Below are 24,591 nucleotides of genomic sequence, written 5' to 3' on the forward strand. Positions count from 1 at the left end.
TGCCGCGTGAGAGGCCTGAAGCTGCGCCTGTCACCGGCGCCCATCCCTGCCGCTTGCCATGAGTTGGAACAGAAATGACAGACAGGCCTGACGGTCAGCCAGGTTCGACCAACGCCGCAGCAGCCCCGGCTGCCAAGACGGCGACCGCCGGACAGGGCTCGATCCGTGAGTTCGGTGCGGCTGAAGACCTGCACAAGAAGGCACCGGTCGGTCTGGCCGGTCTGCTGGGCGTGCTGGGGGTCGTCTATGGCGATATCGGCACGAGCCCGCTCTATGCCTTTCAGGCCTCGGTGCAGATTGTCGGCTCCATTCGCCATCCGGCGGAAAGCTGGGAGATCATGGGCATTGAAAGCCTGATCTTCTGGGCTTTGATGCTGGTCGTCACGATCAAATATGTCATGCTCGTCATGCGTGCCGACCATGATGGCGAGGGTGGGATCATCGCGCTGATGTCTCTGGCGCAGCGCGTGTGCAAATCGCCCCAGTATCGCTGGTTCTTCGGCATTGTCGGTATCGGGGGCGCCTGCCTCTTCTTCGGCGATGGCATCATTACCCCTGCCGTTTCCGTGCTTTCGGCCATTGAGGGCATCGAGGTTTCGGTCCCTTCTGCCTCGCATATCATCATCCCTGTGGCGATCATCATTCTGATCGCGCTGTTCAGCGCCCAGGCACTCGGTACGGGCAAGATCGGCCGCGCCTTCGGCCCGATCATGATGATCTGGTTCCTGACGCTTGCCGTGATGGGCATTCATTCCATCATGCAGACGCCAGGCATCCTCATGGCGCTGTCACCCTATTACGCGGCGCAATTCGTGCTCTATCACGGCTGGCTCGCCTTCATCGCGCTGGGTTCCGTTGTGCTGTCCGTGACAGGGGCGGAGGCGCTCTACGCCGATATGGGGCATTTCGGCCGCGCTCCCATTCGCTATGCGTGGCTGTTTTTCGTCCTACCCTCGCTGACGCTGAATTATCTGGGTCAGGGAGCATTGCTGCTCCGCAATCCTGCGGCGCTGCAAAATCCGTTCTATCACCTTGCTCCGGGCTGGGCGCAGATCCCACTTCTGCTTCTGGCCACCATGGCCACCGTGATTGCAAGCCAGGCGGGTATTTCAGGGGGGTTCTCCCTCTGCCGCCAGCTCATCCAGCTCGGTTACCTGCCGCGCATGAGGATCACCCATACGAATGCCGAAGAAGAGGCGCAGATCTACCTGCCCGTCTTCAACTGGGTGCTGGCACTCGGCTCGATCCTGCTGGTGCTCTCCTTCCGCTCTTCGTCGGCGCTGGCGGCAGCTTATGGCATTGCCGTTACCGGCACCTTCATGTGCACCGCCGTTCTGGCCATGGTCGTGTTCCGTCGCGTCTTCAACTGGAGCGCGCCGCTTGCGGGTCTGGTCTTCGGATTCTTCCTGCTCAGTGACGGCACGTTCTTTGCGGCGAATGTGCTGAAAATTCCCGATGGGGGTTGGGTGCCGCTTGCCATCGGCGTGTCGGCCACCATTCTCATGACCACCTGGGCCCGGGGACGCAGCCTGATACGGGCGCGCCAGCTCGCAGACTCCCTGCCCATGGCGTCATTCCTGGCCAGATTGCCGCAGTCGCGCACCGTTCGCGTGCCTGGCATGGCGGTATTCCTGACAGCCAATCCCGACACAGTGCCGACATGCCTGCTGCACAACCTCAAGCATAACAAGGTGCTGCACGACCACGTCCTGTTCGTGACCGTCCAGAACCTCGACCAGCCCGAGGCCGAGCGCGGCCATCGTGCGATGGTCCAGGAGCTCGCACCGAATATTCATCGCGTTGTCGTCCGCTACGGCTTCATGGAGATGCCCAACCTTCCGAAGGCACTTGAGGAGCTGAATGCGGCAGGGGTCGAGTTCGACGCGATCCAGGCGTCCTATTTCGTGTCACGCGAACTGGTCGTGAGGTCGACCCTGCCAAAACTCTCGATCTGGCGTATGTGGCTCTTCCTGGTGATGGTACGTAATGCCGTGCCGAGCACCGAATTCTTCCGTATCCCGCCGGACCGCGTGGTCGAGCTGGGCGTGAGGATTGCGATCTGAGCGCTGCGCCTCCGCTTTCTCTCTACGTGCACTGGCCGTTCTGTTTGGCCAAATGTCCGTATTGCGATTTCAATTCCCATGTTCGCGACGTCATTCCCCACGAGCGCTTCACGGCTACCCTGCGTCAGGAACTCGCCCATGATGCCGCGCGCATAGGGCGGCGCAGTCTGCGCTCGATCTTTTTTGGCGGGGGAACCCCCTCGCTCATGCGCCCCGAGACCGTCGCGCAGCTGATCGAGGACGCGAGACGTCATTTCGACGTTTCTCCCGATCTTGAAATCACGCTTGAAGCCAACCCGACCAGCGTGGAAAGAGCAAAGCTTGCCGCCTTTGCCGAGGCCGGGGTCAACCGGATCTCGCTCGGCATCCAGAGTCTGGAGGAAGACTCCCTGCGTTTCCTGGGCCGCGAGCATTCGGCATCCCAGGCGATTCAGGCTCTGGAAACAGCGCGCACGCTTTTCCCGCGCCTTTCTTTCGATCTGATCTATGCGCGCCCCGGACAAAGCCTGAGTGCTTGGGAGACCGAACTGCGCGCGGCGCTCGCCCTAGCCTCGGATCATCTCTCGCTCTACCAGCTCACCATCGAGCAAGGGACGAAATTCGAATCCCTGTATCGTCAGGGTCGCTTCGTTCTCCCGGAAGAGGACGATGCGGCGCGTCTTTACGAGAAGACCGCGGAGATAGCCGGGGAATTTGGGATGCGCGACTACGAGATCTCGAATTATGCGCGCGTGGGTGCCGAGAGCCGTCACAACCTGACCTATTGGCGCTATCAGGATTATATCGGCATCGGCCCGGGAGCGCATGGAAGACTCACGTTGGACAACACATTGCTCGCCACACGCCGCCACCGTGCGCCCGAGATCTGGGCGGAACGCGTGGAACAACGCGGCAGTGGCTCAACAGAGGAAACTCCGCTCTCAGGCGAGGAACGCGCCCGTGAGGCCCTGCTGATGGGACTGCGCCTGCGTGAGGGGATCGACCTCAACTGGTTCACAACGCGCACGGGGCGAACTCTATCTGAGAGCGTCGATTTATTCATTCTCGAGGCCGCCCGTGAGGAGGGCTACCTCACTCTGGATGACACTCGCTTGATCGCTACGGATGAAGGGCGTGTCCGGCTGGAGGCCCTTTTGGGCGCTCTGGTCCTCTGAGGAGCCTGGCCTGGGTGGAACTCAGACAGGCAGGACGACAGCCCGGCAAAACATAGACAGATGAGCCGGCGATCAGGGCCCGCTTGCACCCGGTCCGTCTGAGCCTGCCCTATACCTTTCGAGCGTTCTTCTTACGCGCGGAGGCTTTGCGCTCAAGTTGACCCTTTAACGGAATTTTCCGCTTGAGGGGTCCGGCGCCCTTTTGGCGGAAAATTCAGGTCTTTTGTGATGTCGTGAGCCCGGGCGATCTTTTCAGCCCTCCGCAATCCTACCAGTATGTGTTTGGCGGGAACCAACCCGCCTTTCCGGAGTAAGAGCCTTCCATGCGTCGTTTCCTTGCCAGCCTGGCGCTCGCCGCCCTCACCATCGGGTCGCATGCGGCTCAGGCCAATGCCGGACCCGAACTCGTTATCGCCGATAACGATTATCTCGGCCCGGGCGGCTCGAATATCCAGTCTGTGCTGCCATTGCTGAACAATCCGAAGCTGAAAGTCCTTGGACTGACGGTTGTAGCCGGAGATGACTGGGAAAATGCCGAGAGTGCCCGTATCCGCCGCTTTCTGGAAATTTCCGGCCATCGTGAGGTGCCTGTCTATGACGGCGCAACGCAACCTTTGATCAATACGGTCGCGCTCACCCGTCTCCGGGAGCAGCAATTCGGTACCCTGCCTTGGAAAGGGGCATGGGGCGGCCTCGGCTCGATGGAAAAGACACCCGACACTCAGCCCGCCGTCGCTGACACGCCGGACGGCAAGCCTAGCTTGCAGCCGCAGGGCGTACCCGCTGCTTTGTTCATGATCCAGCAGGTCCATGCCCATCCCCATCAGGTGACGATCATCGAAGCCGGCCCGATGACCAATCTGGCACTGGCCATCCGGCTCGATCCCAGCTTTGCCAGCACGGCAAAGCAACTCATCTTCATGGGGGGCTATCTCGATCTGTCGATGATGTCCGTGACGGGTAACGCGGATAATGGATCGGATTTCAACCTGATCTTCGATCCCGAGGCCGCGCATATTACCCTGACCGCGCCATGGTCGCGGATCACATCAATCGCAAATGTCTCGAATGACGTCATGCTGACGAAAGACGAGGTTGGAGCCATCGCCAGGGCCCATAAGAGCCCGGTCACGGAGTACCTCGTGAAATACTACGTGCCTCTGGCGATGTGGGACGAAGTCACGAGCGCCGTTGCCGCCGAGCCGAGCCTGATCACCAAGGCGCAGGATGCGTATATGGACGTCGAGACAGGCAAGGGTATCGGCTATGGCCACGCTTATGTCTGGCCGGACAGCCTCGCCCCCAAGGCGATGGGCGTACGCAAGGTGCGTATCGTCCAGGCCATCGATGTCGATCGTTTCAAAAAGCTTTATGCCGGGTGGGCGCAGGGTTTCGAGGGAAAACACTGACTCTTGCTGAACATGATCAAACTCGTGGTGGGCTGCACCACGCTCGATGAACTCGCCGCCTGGATGCAGCGCGGCGCGCGCATTGACGGATATGGCGTCATCCGTACCCGGACCATGCCAAAACAGGCAGACGAGATTGCGGGTCAGGGCTCGCTCTATCGTGTCATGGGGGGGCTGGTCCTGTGCCGCCAGCCCATCATGGGGTTCAGGCCCTTCACCCGGCCGGACGGCCAGCTCGGCACCCATATACTCGTCAATGACGAGATCATTCCCGTCCAGCCAAGAGCCATGCGCCCCTTCCAGGGTTGGCGTTATCTGAAGTCCGAGGACGCGCCGGGCGATCTCGGCGGCTCTGCCGCCGTGTCAGGCCTTGAGGCTCTCCCCCCTGCTCTGCGCCGCAGCCTGTCCGAACTCTGCCTCATCTGAACAGCCACGACGCTTGCCGAGGCGGATCACAAGCGCCTCGTCGCCGAGGGCATTTGTTATGGCAGACAACTCCCCCCCATTGCGCAGCGCCTCGCACCACTGCCCGAAGCGGGCGGCCTCCTGCGGGTCGGGTTCTCGCAACCCGTTCTGCATGTCGAAGCGATAAAGCGTGATCTCGCCGCTCAGCCGCCTCAGCGCTCTCAATGTCTCCTGTGTCCTGAAGCCCTCGCGCTCGCGCAGCTGCGTGACCAGTCCACCGAAAAGGGGCAAACCTCCTTGGGAAAACTCGGCCGCGATACTCGTCATCCCCGCCTCCCTCTGGGCCTTGTCCGTATCCTGTGGGCGAACATCCCCTGACAGAACGAGCCCGGCATAGCGACAATGTGCCTCCATGGCGCGCCGCAGGAGATGATCCCGATCGGCATTGCCGCGATCGGGCCAGAGAATGAGCACGCAAAAGAGCGCAATGCCACTGCCGATCAGATTATCGAGCACCCGCGCCCAGATGATGCCCCCGCCCGGCATCAAGGCCTCGGCAATGACCACGACAAGCCCGGTCAGAAAGAACACCAGCATGGTGTAATTGACGGCGCGCGTGGCGATGGCGGCGAGCGACATGAACACCGCCACAACAAGGAGTGCGGCCTTCCCAGGCAGGATGAGCGCACAGAGCGCCGCCATGAGAGAGCCTCCCACGCTGCCGATCACGCGCTCCATGCTCCGGACAAGCGTGACGTTTCCCGCAGGCTGCATGACCAGGAGGGCTGCAATCAGCGCCCAATAGGAAAATCCCTCTCCGCCATACAGGCAGACAAGCTGTGTCAGGGTGAGAGCGAGAGAAAGACGCCAGGCGTGACGCCATATGGCAGGGGTAAGCGTGAGACGGGGCCCTTCGCGCGTTGTCTCCTCCTGCTGATGGCGCCGCGCAAATGCACCGATCATGCGCGTGAAGGCCTCGGCACAGGCGAGGATGGGCCCCGCATTGACCACGCCCCCCATGCGCGACTCACGGTCGAGCGTGCGGGCAAGTTGACCCAGTATCCGGAAATCGGGCTCGGGCCGTGCGGCTTGTCGCATGCATTCATGACAGGCGGTGCCGAGGCGCTGGAGCAGTGCGCGCAACTCTGGCGCCAAAGGACCTGCCTCCGCCACATGCTCGAGAGCGAGCAGCGCGGTAAAAACACGCTCGGCCGTCGCAAGGGCTGCCTCCATGCGGCGTCTGAGCCGCAGATTGCCGTGACGTGCATCGAGCATCACCAAAAGCAGGCGCGCGCGCTCGATCGCGTTGCGAGCAGCCTGACGATGCACAGTCTCCCGCAGCCGCCCGGCTGCGAGTTCACGCGCCATCAGATCGAGAATATAATAGGTTGCGGAAAGGCTGCGGCGCGCCGGACCATAGGGCTGCTGGCGCCAGAGAACCAGGCAGAACAGAGTGGCCAGTGCACCCCCGGCAAAGAACAATCCGGCGATGAATAGTGCCTGCGCAGGCGATGCCGGAAAGCCCGTAGCGGCAACGGCGGCACACCCTGCCAGCGCCCAGAGCTGCATGACAGCCGGTGAGAAGACCCGTGCGAGACCACAGCCCAGACCGATGAGCGCGACCATCGGCACCGTGACATAGGCCCCGAACACGCTCAGGGCCGAGACCGTGAAGACGAGAACCGTCCCGGCCAGGGTAAATCCACCCAGAACCTGAAACCGCTCGCGATCCGGCCCGCCCGGATCGATCAGGCAGGCCCAGAAACAGGCAAAAGCGATCCAGGCAAGCAAAGGCTGATCGAAGAAGAGCGACGGGGTGAGCGCTAGCGCCGTGACCACAGCGGCGCGGCCGCCCTCATACAGGCTGAGCTGCTCAGGGCTCAGCGTTATGGCGTAGCGGGCGAGATGATTGGTGGAGGTCGTGAGAAGCGCGGCGAAGGGGCGAGAGGAAGAAACCCGGGAAATCCCCTTCATGATGCCGCAGCGCTCCCTTTGTGGAACGGGGCTTTCAGCGCCCCGTCATGATCTGCTCGACAAGCTGCCGGACAGTCGGTGTGAAGCCCTCAGCATAGAACGGATCGGAACCGAAACGCCATGCATTGGTCCCGCCGAACATCAGGTTATTATCGACCAGCGTATCAGCGGCCTCGATACCGAGACTGTCATCCGCATGGGCGATATCCTGCAGGCTCTTCTGGATGCAGAAGGAGCGCGGATCGGATTTCGCACCGTTAGTATAATTCGGCCCGCGCTGGCTCCAGTTGGAGAAGCGGCACTCCGACAGACAGCCCATACAGGCCACCTGATCGGCCACGATGATGCGACTTTCCTCAGGCGTGACGAAGACGAGCGTGGAGTCCGGGGTGCGCATGGCTTCGGTGTAGCCCGCGGCCTCCCAGGCCAGAACATGCTCGCGATCGGTCGCTGTCATCCAGACCTCACGCTTGCGCGCGCCGATCCCATGGGCCGTATCATGCTCACCCACGGGCTCGCTGCTATAGGCCACCTGACGCTCCGAGCGACCGCGCAGGTTCAGCATGAAGCTGTTATTCACCGCCGATGAATAGAACCCGGTGGGTGAAAAGCGATTAAGATACACATCCCCTTCATGCAGGCGGCGCAGACGGCGCTTCCACGCATCGGGAATAGGGCTCTCCTGAGTCAGGAGCGGACGTGTGCCGAACTGGAACACGATCGGCCCGATCTCGGGGTTGTTGAACCAATGCGCCCATTCCTCGAGCCACCAGACGCCACCCGCCATGATGATGGGCACGCTCTCGAGACCGAACTGGTTCATCGCCTTGCGCAGAGCGGCAACACGCGGATAGGGATCTTCCGGCTTGAGCGGATTTTCCGTGTTCGAGAGGCCGTTATGGCCACCCGCGCGCCAGGGGTCCTCATAAACCACGGCACCGAGGAGCTCGGCTGTCTTGTGATAAGCCCGCTTCCACAGCGCATTGAAGGCGCGTGCGGAGGAGACAATTGGGTAGTAATGGACGTTGTGGCGCGCCGCGATCTCCGACAGGCGATAGGGCATGCCTGCACCGCAGGTGAGACCATCGATCATGCCGGGGGCGCCTTCGAGGATACCCTCGATGACCTGCTCCGCACCGCCCATTTCCCAGAGCAGATTGGCATTGATCATGCCATTCTTGCCCGCGATCTCGCGGGCTATACGCACCTGGGTGATACCGCCATCGATGGCGTAGCGAATCAGCTCTTCATGCCGTTCGCGCCGCGTGCGGCCTGAATAGGTCTGCGGAATGCGGTTGCCATCTGCGTCATAACTGTCGGCGTTGACGGCAGAAACCGTCCCGACGCCACCGGCAGCGGCCCAATGGCCGGCGGAAATACCAGTCGATACCGAAACGCCCTTCCCGCCCTCAACGAGGGGAAGGACATCCCGGCCAGCCATACGGACGGTATCAATCGACATCATAATCTATGTTGTACTCCGAAGGAGGAAGGGCCACGGGGGCCTTCCTCCTGAAACGGTAGATCAGTCAGCGTCACGCTGCCTGGACGGACGGGCCGGCTTCGCACCGACGCTTTCCGAGATATCGGCGCCGCTCTGCTGGTCGACAACACGCATCGACAGCTTGACCTTACCGCGATCGTCGAAGCCGACGACCTTCACCTTTACGGCATCACCCTGCTTGACGACGTCGGTGGTCTTGGCCACGCGCCCATCGGTCAGCTCGGAGATGTGCACCAGACCGTCACGCGGACCAAGGAAATTCACGAACGCGCCGAAATCGGCCGTCTTGACCACCTTGCCGTCATAGATGCGGCCAATTTCCGGCTCCGCCACAATGCCTTCGATGCGCGCGATAGCCTTCTGGGCCTGCTCGTCATTCGAAGCAGCGATGGTGATCACGCCTTCATCATTGATATCGACCTTGGCGCCGGAGAACTCGACGATCTCGCGGATGACCTTGCCGCCCGAACCGATCACGTCGCGGATCTTTTCCTTGGCGATGCTCATCGTGGTGATCTTCGGCGCATTGCGCGACACACCTTCACGACCCTCATCGAGGGCCTTCGCCATCTCGCCGAGGATGTGGATACGGCCGTCACGGGCCTGCTCGAGCGCCACCTTCATAATTTCCGGCGTGATCGAGGTGATCTTGATGTCCATCTGGAGCGCGGTGATGCCGGATTCCGTACCCGCTACCTTGAAGTCCATGTCCCCAAGGTGATCTTCGTCACCGAGAATGTCGGACAGCACGGCGTAGCCACGGTCTTCCTTGATCAGCCCCATGGCGATGCCGGCAACCGGGCGCGGCAACGGTACACCGGCATCCATCAGCGCGAGCGACGAACCGCAAACGGTTGCCATCGAAGACGACCCGTTGCTTTCGGTGATCTCAGACACGATACGCACGGTGTAGGGGAAGCGATCCTTGCCCGGCAGCAGCGGGTGGAGTGCACGCCATGCCAGCTTGCCATGACCGATCTCGCGACGACCCGGGCTGCCCATGCGACCACACTCACCGACCGAGTAGGGCGGGAAGTTGTAATGCAGCATGAAGTTCGAGCGGTATTCGCCCTCGAGCGCGTCGATGATCTGCTCATCCTGCGTGGTGCCAAGCGTGGCCACGACCAGAGCCTGCGTCTCGCCACGGGTGAACAGCGCAGAACCATGGGCGCGCGGCAGGATGCCGACCTCGGACACAATCGGGCGTACCGTCTTGGTGTCACGGCCATCGATACGAATGCCGGTCTTCAGGATGGCGCCACGAACGACCTGGGCCTCGAGCTCCTTGAGCATCGGCTTCGCCATATCGACGTCCAGGCCTTCCTCGACCAGACCTTCGATGATGCGCGCCTTGGCGGTTGCGATCTTCTCGTAACGAGCCTGCTTGGCCTTTTCCTTATAGGCGTCGGCCATCAGCTTGGTGCCGATCTTCTCTACGCGCTTGCGCAGGGCGATCTGCTCCTTGGTGGGGCCTTCGAGGTCCCAGGGCTGCTTGGCTGCGTGCTCGGCCAGATCGATGATCGCGTCGATCACGGGCTGGAAAGCAGCATGACCGGCGGTCACGGCTTCGAGCATGATCTCTTCCGAAAGCTCGGAGGCTTCGGATTCAACCATCAGCACGCCTTCGCTTGTCCCTGCAACGACGAGATCGAGCGCGCTCTCTTTCATCTCGGCAATGGTCGGGTTGATGACGAGCTGGTCATTGATGCGCGCAACGCGCGCCACGCCCACAGGGCCGTAGAACGGGATACCAGACAGGGTGAGCGCAGCCGAACAACCGATCAGAGCGACCAGAGCCGGGTCATTTTCCATGTCATGGCTGAGAACGGTCGCCGTGACCTGCACTTCATTGCGGAAATTTTCCGGGAAGAGCGGGCGGATGGGACGGTCGATCAGACGCGAGATCAGCGTCTCGCTTTCGGAAGGACGGCCCTCACGCTTGAAGAAACCACCGGGAATACGGCCAGCTGCATAGGCCTTTTCCTGATAGTTGACGGTCATGGGGAAGAAGTCTTGTCCCGGCTTGACCGACTTGGCGCCCACGGCCGTGCAAAGCACGACAGTATCGCCGTAAGTCGCGACGACCGCACCATCGGCCTGGCGGGCGATCTTGCCGGTTTCGAGAATGAGCGGGCGTCCGGCCCAGTCGATTTCCTTGCGGAAGTAATTGAACATCATTCTGTCCTGAATAGGGGGCTTTGGCACGAGGTGCGATGATCCGGAGGGAACGGGCCCTGACTGGCTGGCAGCGTTTCGGACGGCATGGCAAGGATGGCCGGGATCGGACCGGCTTGTCACCATGTGGCCTGAAACGCCGAAGGCCGGTTCTGTCTCCAGCTTCAGCGTCCAGTGACGCAGCCTGTAGTCCCGTCGCCAGAATGGCAACGGGAGGCGGCGGAGGCTTGACCCTCCGCCCGAACGTGATTAGCGGCGCAGGCCGAGACGCTCGATAAGGGTCTGGTAGCGGCCCTGATCCTTGCGCTTGAGGTAGTCAAGCAGGCCACGACGCTGGCCAACGAGCATCAGAAGACCACGGCGGGAGTGGAAGTCCTTCTTATGCGTCTGCAGATGGCCCGTCAGATTGACGATGCGCTCGCTCAGCAGAGCAACCTGGACTTCCGGCGACCCGGTGTCGGTCGGATTGGTCTTGTATTCTTCGATCAGCGCCGTGCGGCGTTCAGCTGTAATCGACATCTCTGTCTCCGTATTTAAACGACTCGAATATCCGTATCGGCTTCAACCGTCCCTCAAGGACGCGGCACAAACCGACAAGACACCCCCCCTCCTGGGCTTGCAGGACGTCACCATCCTGCGCTGTCAGCATCAGATCCGCACGATCGGACAAAGCGAGGCTCTGTCCATAGCGCAAGGCCTGTGCTTCCGCGTCGGTCACGGCCAGAGCCGGGATGTCGGCCAGCGCGGTCGAGACCGGGCGCAGAAGCGCTGAAAGTGCATCGGCCTTGTCGTCATTTTGAACCAGCTTGTCCAGTGTTATCGCATGGGTCTCATCAAACGGACCGCATTTGGTCCGACGCAGAACGGCGATATGGCCGACAGTGCCACAGGCCAGTGCAATGTCGCGGGCCAGACTGCGCATATAGACCCCCTTGCCCGACTGAACCTCGAAAACAGCGTGATCGCGATCGGGTCGATCGACCAGGGTGATGAAATCCACGCGCGCCGGGCGCGGGGGCAGTTCGGGCGGTCGCCCCGCCCGCGCAAGGTCGTAGCTGCGCGCGCCATCGACTTTCAGCGCCGAGTAAACGGGGGGCACCTGCATGATGTCGCCGGTGAGCGCGGGCAAGGCTGCGCGCAATTCCTCATCGCTCGGGCGGTGGTCGCTTGTCAGCACCACCTCTCCTTCACGGTCATCCGTCGTTCGGGATTCACCGAGGAACAGCGTGAAGCGATAACGCTTCGTCGCATCCATGATATAAGGAATTGTCTTCGTGGCCTGACCGAAGGCGACCGGGAGAATCCCTGTCGCCAGAGGGTCCAACGTACCGCCATGTCCGGCCTTCCTGGCATCGAACAGGCGACGCGCCTTGTTCACCACATCGGTCGAGCCGATATGCAGGTCCTTGTCGACGACCAGCCAGCCGTCGATCTCCTGCCCTTTCTTGCGTCCCATGACGGGTCGCTCCGCTCAGTCTTCGGAATCGAGATCGCGACGAACTTCCGGCGTGCGCATCAGCGCATCCATGTCCATCGCATGTTCGAGCGCGGTATCGGGCTGGAAATGAATTTCCGGCACGATGCGCGAACGCAGGGTCTTGGAAAGACCTGTACGCAGGAACGGCGCAACACGCTTGAGCGCGGGCAGAACCTCCTCGATATCGCTGCGCCCCAGACGGCTGACGAAAGCTGTCGCGTGGCGGAAATCGGGGGAGATACGCACTTCAGTGACCGTCACATGCACACCGGCGAGCTCGGGGTCACGGAACTCGGTGCGGGTGAAGAGATCCGAGAGGACGCGGCGGACCTCTTCAGACATTCTCAACTGACGCTGTGACGGGCCACCCGCGTCACCGGGCCCTGAAAAGCCCGGCACCTTGGAACGCGAACCCCTCATGCAGGGATGACTTCCATCTCGAAGCACTCGACCATGTCGCCTTCGCGCAGGTCGTTGTAGCCGGCGAAGGAGAGACCGCACTCATAGTTGCGTGCAACTTCCTTGACGTCGTCCTTGAAGCGCTTGAGCTGGCTCAGATCGCCTTCATGGATCACCACGTTGTCACGCAGCAGACGCACGCCACAGCCACGCTTGACCACACCCTCGGTGACATAGCAACCCGCGACCTTGCCAACCTTCGTGATGTTGAAGACCTGACGGATCTCGGCGTAACCGAGGAACTTCTCGCGATGCTTCGGCGCGACCTTGCCCTTGACCAGCTGCTCCACGTCGTCGGTCACCTGATAGATGATCGAGTAGTAGCGGATATCCACATCCTCACGCTGGGCCATTTCACGGGCTTGCGTGGTAGCGCGGACATTGAAGGCCACGATGATGGCGTTCGATGCCTTGGCCAGCTGAATGTCGCTCTCGGTGATCTGGCCGACCGAGGCGTTCAGCACGCGAATGCGAACCTCTTCATGCTCGAGCTTGAGCACCGATGCCTCGATGGCTTCAGCAGAGCCCTGCACATCGGCCTTGATGAGAAGCGCGACTTCCTTCTGCTCGCCCGCCTGGATACGGGCCAGCATCTGGTCGAGCGTGCCACGCGCTGCGGCACGGCCTGCTGCCATCTTGTCCTTCTGCTTGCGCTGACGGAACTCGCAGATCTCGCGGGCACGGTTCTCGTTCTCGACGACCACAAAAGGCTCGCCGGCACCGGGAACACCCGTAATACCCAGAAGCTCGACCGGCATGGACGGACCGGCGTCCTTGAGCTGGCGTCCCTTGTCATCCAGCATGGCGCGGACACGGCCCCATTCGGCGCCCGCCACGACGATGTCGGAGCGGTTGAGCGTGCCCTTCTGGACCAGCACCGTCGCCACCGGACCGCGACCGCGATCCAGACGGCTCTCGATAACCGAGCCCTCGGCAACACGGTTCGGGTTAGCCTTGAGATCGAGGACTTCCGCCTGGAGCAGAATAGCCTCTTCCAGCTTGTCCAGACCGGTGCGCTTGAGGGCCGAAACCTCGACATCCTGCACGTCGCCACCAAGGGCTTCGACCACAATCTCGTGGCTCAGCAGAGCCTGACGCACACGGTCGGGGTTGGCGCCCGGCTTGTCCATCTTGTTGATCGCCACGATGATCGGGGCATCGGCAGCTTTGGCATGCTTGATGGCCTCGATCGTCTGCGGCATCACGCCGTCATCGGCAGCCACCACGAGCACGACCACGTCGGTGACCGAAGCACCACGAGCGCGCATCGACGTGAAGGCTTCGTGACCCGGCGTGTCGACGAAGGTGATCTTCGCACCGCTGGGCACGGTCACCTGATAGGCACCGATATGCTGGGTGATGCCGCCGGCTTCGCCCGCGGCCACATCCGTGGTGCGCAGCGCGTCAAGCAGCGAGGTCTTGCCGTGGTCGACATGACCCATGACGGTCACGACCGGAGCGCGTGTCACGAGATCTTCCTCGCGATCTTCCACACCCTCGATACCCAGCTCAACGTCGCTTTCGGCAACGCGGCGGACACGATGGCCGAATTCGCTGATGACCAGCTCGGCCGTGTCGGCATCGATAAGCTGTGTGGCAGTAGCCATCACACCCATCTTCATGAGGGCCTTGACCACTTCAGCCTGACGCAGCGCCATACGGTTGGCAAGTTCAGCGACCGTGATGGATTCCGGCAGGATCACGTCACGCACCACGCGAACCTGATCGGCGCGCAGGCGCTCGAGCTCAGCCTGGCGGCGCTCACGATCGCGCTGACGGCGAACCGAGGCGAGCGAACGCGTCTTGTCGTCATCCCCCTCGATTGCGGCGCGCACGTCGATGCGGCCGGAACGACGGGAGTCACCGGTCTTCTTCGGGGCAGCAGGTGCACCACGACGCGGCGGTGCGGCCGGAGCACGGCGCGGACCTGCGCGACGGTCATCCTCGGTCTCGGTTCCCGTTCCGGCACCACCACGACGCAGATGCAGCGTCTCGTTGCGCGGTGCGGCAGCACCAGCGCCGGCAGCAGCGGGCGCAGGCTTTGGCGTGACAGGGCGAGGCGCCATGACGGCACGCTCGGCGAGCGGACGCAGACGTTCCATTGGAGCGGCGAGCTGAACACCGCCGGTACGACGCGCGGCATCGCTTGCCTCAAGCGGTGCACGACGTGCAGCCTCTTCACGCTCGCGCTCGGCAGCACGGGCCTTGCGCTGTTCTTCCAGCGCTTCCTGCTTTGCCTGGTCCTCGGCGGCGGCAGCCATCTGCTTTTCGTGCTCTTCCGCTTCGCGGATTGCCTCGACCTCACGGGCCGCAGCCTCAGCACGGGCCTCCTCTTCACGCTTGGCTTCTTCAGCGGCGGAGAGAATGCGAATTTTTTCTTCTTCGAGGCGCGCGGCCTCGCGGGCTGCTTCCTTGCGCTGCTCTTCAAGCACACGCTGGCGGATCGCGAGTTCGGCCGGGGTCAGGGCGCGACCTGCACCTGCGCGACCGCCACGGCCGCCCGCTGCACCGCGGCCGTCCTTACGCTCAGTCGTCTCGCGCTTCTTGCGCACTTCCACCTGGACCACTTTCGAGCGGCCATGGCTGAAGCTCTGACGCACAGAGCCTGCGTCTACTGTCCGCCCGAGTTCCATGCGCCCGCCCGGACGCAGGGACAGACGTCCCTTACCCTGGTCACCCTGAGCCTGGGCGCCCTGATCCTGGACATTCTGGCCATCTGTCTGACCGCCCTGAGCCTGAGTGCCCTGGTTCCGTTCGTTGCCTTCGCTCATATACCTGCCTGTTCCCGTCCGAGCCGCCCCTTGTGCGGCTCAGGAACCAACCCATCGGTCAGCCCCAAAAATCGTTCATGCTCAGCCATCAGACGCTGCGCCAGCGCCCCGGGCGCTATCACAACATAGACCGCATGTTCCCGCCCGAATGCCGTCGCGAGCATCTGGGCCGGTAACGTCAGTACCGGAAGCTTGTTGTTTCCCGATATCAGACGCCGCAACTCATCCGGGCTTCCGCCCGATCCCTGGATCACCAGCCCCGCCTTGTGGGCGGCAATCCATTCGCGACACTTAACAAACCCACAGAGAGCCTGACCGGCCCGGCGCGCGAGCCCCAGGCCCTGCACCAGCCGCGCTTCTATTCCTGAAACCAGTACCTGCGCAATATCCTCAGGCACCTTTACCGGATGACGCGCTGCTCTGGAAAACAGATGACGCGTCCGCGCGGTTTCTAGCACATCCCGGTTGGCGCTCAACCAGATTCCCCGCCCTGGCAGTTTTGCTGCCAGATCAGGAACGACCGTGCCATCAGGGGCAATGACAAAACGCAGCATACCATCAGGGTTCCCGCTCTTGCGGGTCACGATGCAGCGTCGCTGCGGCCCCTTCTCATCATCGAGTTCGATCAGATCAAGCTCGGTTTCGGAGTCGGGACTCGGTGCGTGTGTTTCGTGGAACTCAGACGTCGGAAGCCTCCCCTTCCTCGGGGGCTTCATCACTCTGCTCACCATCGAACCAGTGGGCACGTGCTGCCATGATGATCTCATTGGCAGCGTCTTCATCTATATTGTCACTGCCCAGCATTTCGACAAGCTCATCGCCTGCCAGATCGGCCAGATCGTCGAGGGTTTTCACACCCTTCTCGCCAAGTGTGACCAGCATGGCATTGGTGAAGACGCCCAGCTCGGCAATCGAATCCTCGACTCCAAGACCACGGCGCTTGTCATCCAGCTCCTGCTCTTTGGCCACGAGGAATTCCTCAGCGCGGCGCATCAGCTCTTCTGCCACGCTCTCGTCGAAACCTTCGATTGCATGAAGCTCATCGGGATCGGCATAGGCCAGTTCCTCGATGGTGTGGAAGCCCTCTGTGACAAGCAGACCCGCGATCACGTCATCGACATCAAGCGCATCGACGAAGAGCTGGGTGCGCTTGCGGAACTCTTCCTGACGACGCTCCGATTCTTCGGCCTCGGTCAGGATATCGATGTCCCAGCGCGTGAGCTGGCTCGCCAGACGCACGTTCTGGCCGCGACGACCGATTGCCAGGGAGAGCTGTTCGTTCGGAACAACCACTTCCACGCGGCCAGCCTCCTCGTCCATCACCACCTTGGTCACTTCCGCAGGGGCCAGAGCGTTCACCACGAAGGTAGCAGCCTGCGGGCTCCAGGGAATGATGTCGATCTTCTCGCCCTGCAGCTCGGCCACAACCGCCTGCACACGGGAGCCGCGCATACCGACGCAGGCACCCACCGGATCGATAGAGGCGTCCTTGGACACAACGGCCATCTTGGCGCGCGATCCCGGATCACGGGCAACAGCCTTGATCTCGATGATGCCGTCATAGATTTCCGGCACCTCCTGTGCGAACAACTTGGCCAGGAAGGCGGGATGGGTACGGCTCAGGAAAATCTGTGGGCCACGCGTCTCGTCACGCACGTCATAGATATAGGCGCGCACACGATCGGAATTGCGGAAGGACTCGCGCGGGATCAGCTCGTCACGACGCAGCAGCGCCTCGGTATGGCCGATCTCGACCATGAGGTTGCCGTATTCCGTGCGCTTGACCGTGCCATTGACGATCTCGCCCACGCGATCCTTAAACTCGTTATATTGCTTCTTGCGCTCGTATTCACGAACACGCTGCACAATGACCTGCTTGGCGGTCTGGGCTGCGATACGCCCGAAATCGATGGGCGGCAGAGGATCGACCAGATGCTCGCCGAGCTTGATTTCGGGCTGAAATTTCACAGCAATGGCGAGCGGGATCTGGGTATCCTCATTCTCAACCGTCTCGACCACTTCGGTCCAGCGCGAGAGACGCACCTCGCCGGAACGACGATCGATCGTCGCACGGATGTCCTTCTCATGGCCATATTTGGCGCGCCCGGCCTTCTGGATGGCCTGCTCCATCGCCTCCAGCACTTCTTCACGATCGATGTTTTTTTCACGCGAAACAGCGTCAGCTACCAGAAGCAGCTCAGGACGGGTAACGGAGGTGTCCATCAGACGAAATCCTCAAATACGGAGCGCGATGCCGCGCAGACCAGCAGAAACGGAATAAGCGGTAAACTCGTTATGTTCAGTCACGGGTGTACCGGAATGCGGCACACCAGATCAGTGTGTCTTACGTCCAGGCTTCGTCCCCTTGCCCGGCTTGGCAGGGTTGAGCTTTGGCGTCTTACGACGCGGCGCTTCCTCTTCTTCTGCCCCTTCTTCCTCGGACGCAATGCCCAGCATGGCGGCACTGGCCTCGATCAGGGCATCGGTCAGGACAAGACGCGCCTTGCGAATGGTATCGACTGGAAGAACGGCTTCCTCGCCGTCATCCAGACGGATCACGGCAGAATTCTCACGCGTACCGGTGATGATACCGGAGAAACGCTTGCGCCCATTAAGAGGCAGATCGAGCTCGGCCTTCACAAGGTGACCAGCAAAGCGGTCCCAGTCCTTGAGGCGCGTCAGGGGGCGATCAATCCCGGCCGAAGAAACCTCAAGCGTCCAGGCGCCGGGAATCGGGTCGTCCACATCCAGCACAGCACCGACGGCATGGCTGATCTGCTCGCAATCCTCGATGCCGATGAGCGACCCATCAGCGCGATCCGCCATAATCTGGATGGTAGGCGTCTCGCGACCCAGCACGCTCAGGCGCACGAGCTCGTAACCGAGGTCGGTCAGGGTCGGCTCGATCTGCTGAGCGATGCGCGCTTCAAGACCGTTCAGGCTGGGAATTTCTATGGCCAAGACAAAAAAGGCGGCCGGTCAAGGCCACCCCCCGATAAGACGAAAGATGAAAGGAATACCGACTGTGTAGGCCAATGTCCGGCCAGATGCAAGACTCGACGTTCTTTACCGGCGAGTCACACCCGTTACTTACTCTTACATTATTGGAGATTCGCAACGGTTGCGACCGGGGGCTATGCCCTGCCATCGTCCGGCAATATGAGAGACGACGCACAGCCTCAGCCCGAGCTCCTCAAGGCGAGCCCCGATGGCGCCCATGCCCCGAGCCGCCGCGCCTCGCACCTGCCGGGCCTCGTGGTGCTGACGGGCATCGTCATCTCCGGCCTGGCTGCGCTGCATTATGCGGGCGGGAATGCGCCCTCCGGCACTCCCAACTTGCCGCCGGTAGCGAAAGATACGGGCTCGTCCCCAGCCGAGGCTCCGGCGAAGAGCGCTTCGCCCCATCTGGGGGCGAGCCTTCCCGTCATTCCGGCCGATCGCAGCCTCACCGCGCTGGCTCATTCGGGCTATAGCAAGACGGATCAGGCCCGCATCCTGGCCGCGGTGAAACGGCGCGAAGTCTCACTGGTGCAGATGCCCATTGCGGAAATCGATGGCCGCATCGGAGGCACGGTGAGGATAGATGCGGGCGGTTTTTCCCAATTCGTCACGCTCAGCGAGAACCTCAAGGCCGTTACCCTTCCCATCTTTCGTGCGGGTGAGGTGACGATCAGCCCGGCCCATATGATCGCGGGGAACACGCTTGCGACGGGGGTGTTGACTGTCTACGGGATGTACACCCTCCCAACCCTCGGCTCTTCAGAGCTGGTCACCCTGGACGTCGTTGCGCAATGAAAGCCCTGCTTCCCGCTCTGAACCGTCTCATGCCTGTCATGATGGTCGTTTTCCTGATCTTGGCGAGCATTCAGGCGGCCGTAGCGCTGCATCTCTCGGGCGGCATGGTGATGCGTTTCCTCTCCTGGGCGCGCGATTCCTACATGCCCCTGGCAGGACTCTCCGCGCTCACGGTTCTCGCCGGCATGCTGTTCGAAACTCACTCAGACAGACTGATCCGCAAAGGCCTTCGCAGGAGGAGGAATATTCTCATGGACTCATTGGCCAGACTGACCAATCGCGATATGCTTGAGGCCCTGATGGCGCAGGAGCAGAGAGAAACCACCCTTGACGCCGAGGAACTCGCCGCTTCCCTGCGCGCCCGGGTGATCGGGCAGGACCAGGTTTGCGAGGACATTGCGCAACAGCTTCGTCGTCGCCTGGCCCTGCATGTGCGTAACAAGCCCGTTGGCATCTTTCTCATGGCCGGGCCGCCGGGTACGGGCAAAACCTATCTGGCCAAGCAGATCGCCCGGCAGATGGAGCGGCCCTTGCTGCATTTCGACATGACACAGATGTCGAGCCCCCATGCTGCAACGCAGCTTTTCGGCTCACCCAAGGGCTATGTGGGCTCGGACACCTTCGGCAAGCTCACGGGTGGTCTGCAGGAAAAACCCGATGCGGTGGTGCTGCTGGATGAAATCGAGAAGGCCCATCCCGACGTCTTCAAGAAGTTTCTGACCGCCTGGAATGATGGCCATGTTACGGAGGCCTCGACGGGAGCCCAGATCTCAACCACGCGCGCCATCTTCATGCTGACCTCCAACATCGCTACGGAGGAACTCACCGAGATTGCGGACCGCCTGCCTGACGATCCGGAGCGCATGCGAGCAGAGTCGACCGAGGCGCTGCGCAAGGCGGGCTTCGCCCCCGAGGTGCTGAACCGTCTCGACCGCATCTTCGTGTTCCGTCGCCTGCATGGCCTTGATCTGGCCCGCGTGGCCGCGCTGGAGATCGAAGCCATGATCAAGGGATACGGGCTGAATGTGGAGGCCGGCGGCATCGATGCCCATCTTCTGTTCCAGCTTCTGCAACGCCAGCAAAAACTTGGTACGGGGGCCTCGGCGCGCGACCTTGTCAGATCGATCGAGGATATGGTTAGTGAGAGCCTCATTCTCGCGCGTCAGAACGGGGCCAAGCTGGTCCGACTGGTCATGACGGAAAGCGGGGTGGTGGCCGAAATTGCCGACGAGAAACAAACGCTCAATGCCCGTCTCACGCCCTGATTGCCGCGAAGTATCCTGCTGATGTCCGCCGCTTCGCGCCTCTGGCGTCGGGCACCTGCCTGGCGCTTTTTTCTCTATTGCTTCGGCCTGTTTCTCATACTGGGGCTGCTCTTCCCCACGCCCTTCGTGACACGTCATATGGGGTGGACCCATGCACTGACGCGCCATCTGCCGTCCTTTGGCGGCAACGCCCCGAAGGAGCCGAGCTCTGATAGCGCCTCCGCTAGCCCGGACGGTTCAGGCGGTGCGGGTCCCGATCTGTCGGACCCGGACCGTTTCATCACCCCGGATATTGCGACCGCTATAACAGGCCTCCTCCCCTTTGCAGGCCATACTCTGCCTCTGCCCGCAGGCGTGTGGCATCCCGTGCTGAGCGGGCAGTACGGAATGAATGGCGCAATTTCGCTCAATGTTCTGGCGCGCACGGACAGGGGCGTCGTGACCGGTGTTATCATCGCGAGCACGACCAATCAGGACGTGCCCCGCGCGGTCATCGAGGATGCCTATAATCATTGCCATGACGACCGGAATTATCACTCGACCATCTTCGCAGATCATCCCGACGGCAAGACGGAGTGCTCTTACATCACGGCGGCCTATATGGGCCCCAATACCGCCATCTCATCGGATCCGCTCATCCAGCTTGCTTTCAAGCGTCTGAGCGCACTCGGCTTTCCTATGCCTTCCGTGTTCATCGTTGCGAGCTGGCTTAACAGCGCGGGTGTGAATGACCGTGTCAAAGGCTCGACCAATGTCACGATGCTGCTTGCCCCCACACAGAAAGGCACGGTCGTCCTGCGCGCGCCGCTGCCTTATTGGGACAAGCGCTTGATTGTCCGGTCCCAGCCCGCGCTGGACTTCGTCCGCGCCGTCGATCGCTGGTTTGCTGGCTGGGTGCCGACGCTACGTCAAGGCATGACCCAGGATTACGTCAATGCAGCGCCCGACCCGGCCCTCGCGCGCGACCCCGCTGCCCCGGAATAACGTCCCCTCCCCCCCAAGAACGCGGCCTCAATCAGGCCGGCGGGGTATGGACCGCCCCTGACCCGGTCCCATGCGGCCGGGGAGCGGTATATCATTCAGGGCCTGAGCTCCTGCCTCTCGCGGCCTCGATCACGGAAAAATTCGGATTCGCTTTCTCATACAATCGAAGCATTCGATCCGAGATTTTGAGATATAGGCAGTATTGATATCTATCTTTCTCTGTCATTCTGTGCCCCGCGAAGGGGAACCCGCCTATGACTGCAACATCGAGAGAGAAACTGGCCGACCTGCGTCGCGATTACCTTGCCAGTTGCACGGCATCAATGCCGATTAGCGGGCTGATATGCTGGGCGGCTCTGAGTGTGACCGCCATGATCATGGAAGCACAGCTTCCCTACTTTACCCCCTTCGTGGCGGCCGCCCTTCCGCTGCCTCTGGCGCTATTTATCGACCGGATAACCGAAGCGCCGGGGCTGCGAAGAGATGCCAGCAACACCCCCATCACACGGCTTTTCATGCAATTCATCACCGTGACCGGGCTTTTGATCCCCTTCGCCCCTCTTGCTGCCATCGAGGCGCGAGATCCGGTCCTGCTCATGCTTAGGATCGCGATCTTTTCGGGCCTTGTCTGGGTGCCTCATGGCTGGGGGGGCCGATGACCCTGCAGGTCTTGTCCATTTCATTCTGCGGGCCGTGCTTTGCTACACTGCCTATCTGCTGGCACCGTTCGGTCTGAGGGGGGCGACCATCGCGGGTGCTGTCACGATCTCCTATCTTTATGCCATCGTGAAGATAAAAAGGCCACGCGATGCAGGCTGAGGCGATAACCGCTCAGCCTGCTGTGTTTGTAACATTGTTGTTCAGTGATGCTCCGAACGCATGATGCTTTTCCCCAGCCTGCGCTCGACATAGCGCGCGAAACGGACGAACGGCAGACCGAGCAGCAGATAGGCCGCCCCGACAAGCAGTCCGGTTCCAATATAGTCGTAATAGGTTGATGACAGGCGGATATAGGTCTTGGTCAGCTCTGTGAGGGTGATGACGCTCACGAGCGAGGAATCCTTGAGCAGCGCGATGAAGTCATTGGTCATGACTGGCAACACGGTGCGGAAAGCCTGCGGGATGATCACAAGCCGCAATGCCTGACCATGGGTCATGTTCAATGCGATAGCGGCTTCCATTTGCCCCCTCGGTACGGAGGAGAGCCCAGCGCGATAGTTTTCCGCCTCATAGGCCGCGTAGTTCAACCCCAGCGCAAGGACACCGGCAAAGAACGGAGAGAGCTTTATCCCCAGTCCGGGCAGACCATAGAAGATGAAAAGAACCTGGATCAGCAGAGGGGTTCCACGGATGATCTCGATGTAGAAACCGCTTCCCCAGCGCACAGGGGCGGGTCCGTAATGGCGCCCAAGGGCAAGGACCAGCCCAAGACTGACCGCCAACACCATGGCAAGCGCGGAGACAATCAGAGTCAATCCGGCAGCTTCACCGATGATAGGCAGAAAGCCTACATAGCGATGCAGCAGCCCCATCCAGCCGGTCTGGCTGCGCATCGCGTCACGATAACGCAGCCATTGAGTAGGCTCTACATGACGCTGCGTATGATCGCCGGTCATCTGCGCCATTTCAGGCGTCCACAGATTCCAGCGACCCAGAATCTCCTGCAGGGTGCCATCCTGCATCATGTCACCCAGAACGCGGTCGACCGCATCATGAAGGGCGAGATTACCCTGACGGAACGCAATGCCGTAGCGGGTCTGGCCGATCGGATCGCCTACAATCACCAGATCATCCGTCACCCCCGCATAGTAGAGCGCGATCGGACCATCCAAGAGCAGCGCATCCAGGCGTCCGTTACGCAGATCGGAAAAGGCATATGTCTCTTCCTCATAGGAGCGTACGCTGATGCTCGATTCCTGCTGCAACAGGCGCTCAGCCAGCGTCTCCTTGATCGTCCCGACCACATGGCCGCGGAGGGAGGAAAAGCTGTTCAGATCCTGACGGTCGCGTCGCACCACAATACGGTCGCCGGTCACGTAATAGGGCCGGGAGAACAGGGCCGCCTGCACATGATCGGGCGTCATCTCGATGCCATCGACCACCATGTCGTACATGCCGCGCTGGAGCCCGGGGATCAGCCCGTCCCAGTCATTCTGCACGAAGCGCGCAGAGCGCCCGAGGCGACGGGCAATTTCCTGCACCATGTCGAACTCGAACCCTTCAAGATGGTTCGTGTCGGCTGGATCATGGAAAACGTAAGGCACATTGGCCTCGCCATCCGACGCCCAGCTCACCTCATGCGTTGTCGCAGCACTTGGGGGCGAGGGCTGCCCGGCAGGCGCCGCGAAGGATCGCCCGACGGGGAGCAGAAGCGCCAAAGCCACAACGAGCAGGGAGAGAGCGGACCGAAAACCGGGAGTGCTGGATTGGCGGGCGCCGGACCGGAGACGGGCGATCACAGAAGGGACCTCAGAAAACGACGTGTCCTCTGGTCCTCGGGCGCTGCGAACAACTCCTCGGGATCTCCGGATTCGATAATCCTGCCCCCTTCGACATACAGCACGCGATCGGACGCGGCACGGGCAAAACGCATGTCATGGGTCACCACAATCTGCGTCATCCCCTCTTCATCCAGACGCCTCATGACCTGCAGTACTTCTTCAGCCAGTTCGGGATCCAGCGCCGATGTGGGTTCGTCGTAAAGCATCACGGCCGGTTTCATTGCCAGAGCACGCGCAATGGCGGCGCGCTGCTGCTGTCCACCGGAGAGGGTTGCAGGATAGCGGGCCGCCAGGCCTTCCAACCCCACCTTGGCGAGGAGACTGCGTGCAAGAGGCTCGATTTCTGAGGGAGAGGCATTCTTGACCGCGCGCGGTGCCATCATGACATTGTCGAGCACAGTGCGATGCGGGAAGAGATTGAAGGACTGGAAAACCATACCCACATGGGCGCGCAATTTGTGAGCACGGCGCTCCTGCGCGCGGTTCCAGTTCTGGCCGTCAAGCTTGTCGATCTCGACATCACGAATGCGGATCGTTCCGGAATCCGGGATTTCAAGGAAATTCAGACAACGTAGAAAGGTCGATTTGCCGCAGCCCGAAGGGCCGATGATGGAAATCAGGTCACCGCGCTTCACGCAAAGCGACATGTCGTGAA

20 protein-coding genes and 2 pseudogenes are annotated in these 24,591 nt (G+C 61.5%); 9 read left to right on the top strand and 13 right to left on the bottom strand.

Going from position 1 to position 24,591, the window contains the following annotated elements; translation table 11 throughout:
* The first annotated feature begins 74 nt into the window (after positions 1–74).
* The 4 genes from AA0535_RS14645 to AA0535_RS14660 all read left to right on the top strand — a co-directional run bounded on the left by AA0535_RS14645 (position 75) and on the right by AA0535_RS14660 (position 5,052).
* Positions 75–2,063 carry a potassium transporter Kup gene (locus tag AA0535_RS14645; RefSeq protein ID WP_264817396.1) on the top strand — a complete coding sequence of 663 codons (1,989 nt, stop codon included), beginning with the start codon at positions 75–77 and terminating at the stop codon, positions 2,061–2,063.
* Positions 2,060–3,217, top strand: coding sequence for a radical SAM family heme chaperone HemW (gene hemW, locus AA0535_RS14650; RefSeq protein ID WP_264817640.1), 1,158 nt, complete (start codon positions 2,060–2,062; stop codon positions 3,215–3,217). Before AA0535_RS14645 ends, hemW begins: the two co-directional genes overlap by 4 nt.
* Positions 3,218–3,540: 323 nt before the next feature.
* On the top strand, positions 3,541–4,626 hold the full coding sequence (locus tag AA0535_RS14655; protein ID WP_264817397.1) for a nucleoside hydrolase: 1,086 nt from the start codon (positions 3,541–3,543) through the stop codon (positions 4,624–4,626).
* Positions 4,627–4,629: 3 nt separating this feature from the next.
* Positions 4,630–5,052, top strand: a complete 423-nt coding sequence (locus AA0535_RS14660; RefSeq protein ID WP_264817398.1) for a DUF1489 family protein — start codon at positions 4,630–4,632, stop codon at positions 5,050–5,052.
* On the opposite strand, the gene AA0535_RS14665 is transcribed toward AA0535_RS14660, so the two are convergent.
* From AA0535_RS14665 to rimP, 11 genes and pseudogenes are all read right to left on the bottom strand, one after another.
* Complete coding sequence (locus AA0535_RS14665; protein WP_264817400.1) at positions 4,990–7,005, bottom strand: FUSC family protein; 2,016 nt, start codon at positions 7,003–7,005, stop codon at positions 4,990–4,992. The two genes, AA0535_RS14660 and AA0535_RS14665, sit on opposite strands and share 63 nt — an antisense overlap.
* A 34-nt stretch (positions 7,006–7,039) precedes the next feature.
* Positions 7,040–8,470, bottom strand: a complete 1,431-nt coding sequence (locus tag AA0535_RS14670) for an NAD(P)H-dependent flavin oxidoreductase (protein ID WP_264817402.1) — start codon at positions 8,468–8,470, stop codon at positions 7,040–7,042.
* Positions 8,471–8,530: 60 nt separating this feature from the next.
* Positions 8,531–10,684: a polyribonucleotide nucleotidyltransferase gene (pnp, locus tag AA0535_RS14675; RefSeq protein WP_127102902.1), complete on the bottom strand. Its 2,154-nt coding sequence runs from the start codon at positions 10,682–10,684 to the stop codon at positions 8,531–8,533.
* 249 nt (positions 10,685–10,933) lie between these two features.
* Positions 10,934–11,203, bottom strand: coding sequence for a 30S ribosomal protein S15 (gene rpsO, locus AA0535_RS14680; RefSeq protein WP_127102740.1), 270 nt, complete (start codon positions 11,201–11,203; stop codon positions 10,934–10,936).
* Positions 11,187–12,140: a tRNA pseudouridine(55) synthase TruB gene (gene truB / locus AA0535_RS14685; protein ID WP_264817403.1), complete on the bottom strand. Its 954-nt coding sequence runs from the start codon at positions 12,138–12,140 to the stop codon at positions 11,187–11,189. Before truB ends, rpsO begins: the two co-directional genes overlap by 17 nt.
* A gap of 15 nt (positions 12,141–12,155) precedes the next feature.
* Complete coding sequence (rbfA, locus tag AA0535_RS14690; RefSeq protein ID WP_127102738.1) at positions 12,156–12,581, bottom strand: 30S ribosome-binding factor RbfA; 426 nt, start codon at positions 12,579–12,581, stop codon at positions 12,156–12,158.
* Positions 12,578–14,746: pseudogene (infB, locus tag AA0535_RS14695) on the bottom strand (translation initiation factor IF-2); the annotation flags it as partial. The gene rbfA and the pseudogene infB, both read right to left, overlap by 4 nt.
* 206 nt (positions 14,747–14,952) lie before the next feature.
* Positions 14,953–15,391, bottom strand: a pseudogene (locus AA0535_RS15855) (translation initiation factor IF-2 associated domain-containing protein); the annotation flags it as partial.
* Positions 15,388–16,110, bottom strand: coding sequence for an RNA-binding protein (locus AA0535_RS14700; protein WP_373319358.1), 723 nt, complete (start codon positions 16,108–16,110; stop codon positions 15,388–15,390). The pseudogene AA0535_RS15855 and the gene AA0535_RS14700, both read right to left, overlap by 4 nt.
* Complete coding sequence (gene nusA / locus AA0535_RS14705) at positions 16,070–17,614, bottom strand: transcription termination factor NusA (protein WP_264817405.1); 1,545 nt, start codon at positions 17,612–17,614, stop codon at positions 16,070–16,072. The genes AA0535_RS14700 and nusA overlap by 41 nt, the downstream gene beginning before the upstream one ends.
* A 111-nt stretch (positions 17,615–17,725) precedes the next feature.
* Positions 17,726–18,352: a ribosome maturation factor RimP gene (gene rimP, locus AA0535_RS14710; protein ID WP_264817406.1), complete on the bottom strand. Its 627-nt coding sequence runs from the start codon at positions 18,350–18,352 to the stop codon at positions 17,726–17,728.
* 198 nt (positions 18,353–18,550) lie between these two features.
* On the opposite strand from rimP, the gene AA0535_RS14715 reads away from it, so the two are divergent.
* The 5 genes from AA0535_RS14715 to AA0535_RS14735 all read left to right on the top strand — a co-directional run bounded on the left by AA0535_RS14715 (position 18,551) and on the right by AA0535_RS14735 (position 22,254).
* On the top strand, positions 18,551–19,186 hold the full coding sequence (locus AA0535_RS14715; RefSeq protein ID WP_264817407.1) for a hypothetical protein: 636 nt from the start codon (positions 18,551–18,553) through the stop codon (positions 19,184–19,186).
* Positions 19,183–20,451: an AAA family ATPase gene (locus tag AA0535_RS14720; RefSeq protein ID WP_264817409.1), complete on the top strand. Its 1,269-nt coding sequence runs from the start codon at positions 19,183–19,185 to the stop codon at positions 20,449–20,451. Before AA0535_RS14715 ends, AA0535_RS14720 begins: the two co-directional genes overlap by 4 nt.
* A 21-nt stretch (positions 20,452–20,472) precedes the next feature.
* The gene (locus AA0535_RS14725; RefSeq protein ID WP_264817411.1) at positions 20,473–21,435 is read left to right on the top strand and encodes a hypothetical protein; all 963 of its coding nucleotides are present in this window, start codon (positions 20,473–20,475) and stop codon (positions 21,433–21,435) included.
* Between the two features lie 254 nt (positions 21,436–21,689).
* Entirely contained in the window at positions 21,690–22,094 is a 405-nt protein-coding gene (locus AA0535_RS14730) for a DUF7010 family protein (RefSeq protein ID WP_264817413.1), read from the top strand.
* The gene (locus AA0535_RS14735; protein ID WP_264817415.1) at positions 22,075–22,254 is read left to right on the top strand and encodes a hypothetical protein; all 180 of its coding nucleotides are present in this window, start codon (positions 22,075–22,077) and stop codon (positions 22,252–22,254) included. The genes AA0535_RS14730 and AA0535_RS14735 overlap by 20 nt, the downstream gene beginning before the upstream one ends.
* Positions 22,255–22,295: 41 nt before the next feature.
* On the opposite strand, the gene AA0535_RS14740 is transcribed toward AA0535_RS14735, so the two are convergent.
* Entirely contained in the window at positions 22,296–23,819 is a 1,524-nt protein-coding gene (locus tag AA0535_RS14740) for an ABC transporter substrate-binding protein/permease (RefSeq protein ID WP_373319359.1), read from the bottom strand.
* A gap of 71 nt (positions 23,820–23,890) precedes the next feature.
* Positions 23,891–24,583: an amino acid ABC transporter ATP-binding protein gene (locus tag AA0535_RS14745; RefSeq protein ID WP_264817642.1), complete on the bottom strand. Its 693-nt coding sequence runs from the start codon at positions 24,581–24,583 to the stop codon at positions 23,891–23,893.
* Positions 24,584–24,591: the final 8 nt, after the last annotated feature.

The organism is Asaia krungthepensis NRIC 0535 (genome assembly GCF_025995175.1).
Classification (GTDB): domain Bacteria; phylum Pseudomonadota; class Alphaproteobacteria; order Acetobacterales; family Acetobacteraceae; genus Asaia; species Asaia krungthepensis.

Excerpts from the sequence above, each read along its gene's own strand:
- AA0535_RS14645 (WP_264817396.1), top strand. The coding sequence starts at position 75 with ATGACAGACAGGCCTGACGGTCAGCCAGGTTCGACCAACGCCGCAGCA.
- AA0535_RS14655 (WP_264817397.1), top strand. The coding sequence starts at position 3,541 with ATGCGTCGTTTCCTTGCCAGCCTGGCGCTCGCCGCCCTCACCATCGGG.
- AA0535_RS14665 (WP_264817400.1), bottom strand. The coding sequence starts at position 7,005 with ATGAAGGGGATTTCCCGGGTTTCTTCCTCTCGCCCCTTCGCCGCGCTT.
- AA0535_RS14670 (WP_264817402.1), bottom strand. The coding sequence starts at position 8,470 with ATGATGTCGATTGATACCGTCCGTATGGCTGGCCGGGATGTCCTTCCC.
- pnp (WP_127102902.1), bottom strand. The coding sequence starts at position 10,684 with ATGTTCAATTACTTCCGCAAGGAAATCGACTGGGCCGGACGCCCGCTC.
- rpsO (WP_127102740.1), bottom strand. The coding sequence starts at position 11,203 with ATGTCGATTACAGCTGAACGCCGCACGGCGCTGATCGAAGAATACAAG.
- truB (WP_264817403.1), bottom strand. The coding sequence starts at position 12,140 with ATGGGACGCAAGAAAGGGCAGGAGATCGACGGCTGGCTGGTCGTCGAC.
- rbfA (WP_127102738.1), bottom strand. The coding sequence starts at position 12,581 with ATGAGGGGTTCGCGTTCCAAGGTGCCGGGCTTTTCAGGGCCCGGTGAC.
- nusA (WP_264817405.1), bottom strand. The coding sequence starts at position 17,614 with ATGGACACCTCCGTTACCCGTCCTGAGCTGCTTCTGGTAGCTGACGCT.
- AA0535_RS14715 (WP_264817407.1), top strand. The coding sequence starts at position 18,551 with ATGAGAGACGACGCACAGCCTCAGCCCGAGCTCCTCAAGGCGAGCCCC.
- AA0535_RS14720 (WP_264817409.1), top strand. The coding sequence starts at position 19,183 with ATGAAAGCCCTGCTTCCCGCTCTGAACCGTCTCATGCCTGTCATGATG.
- AA0535_RS14725 (WP_264817411.1), top strand. The coding sequence starts at position 20,473 with ATGTCCGCCGCTTCGCGCCTCTGGCGTCGGGCACCTGCCTGGCGCTTT.
- AA0535_RS14730 (WP_264817413.1), top strand. The coding sequence starts at position 21,690 with ATGACTGCAACATCGAGAGAGAAACTGGCCGACCTGCGTCGCGATTAC.
- AA0535_RS14735 (WP_264817415.1), top strand. The coding sequence starts at position 22,075 with ATGGCTGGGGGGGCCGATGACCCTGCAGGTCTTGTCCATTTCATTCTG.
- AA0535_RS14745 (WP_264817642.1), bottom strand. The coding sequence starts at position 24,583 with ATGTCGCTTTGCGTGAAGCGCGGTGACCTGATTTCCATCATCGGCCCT.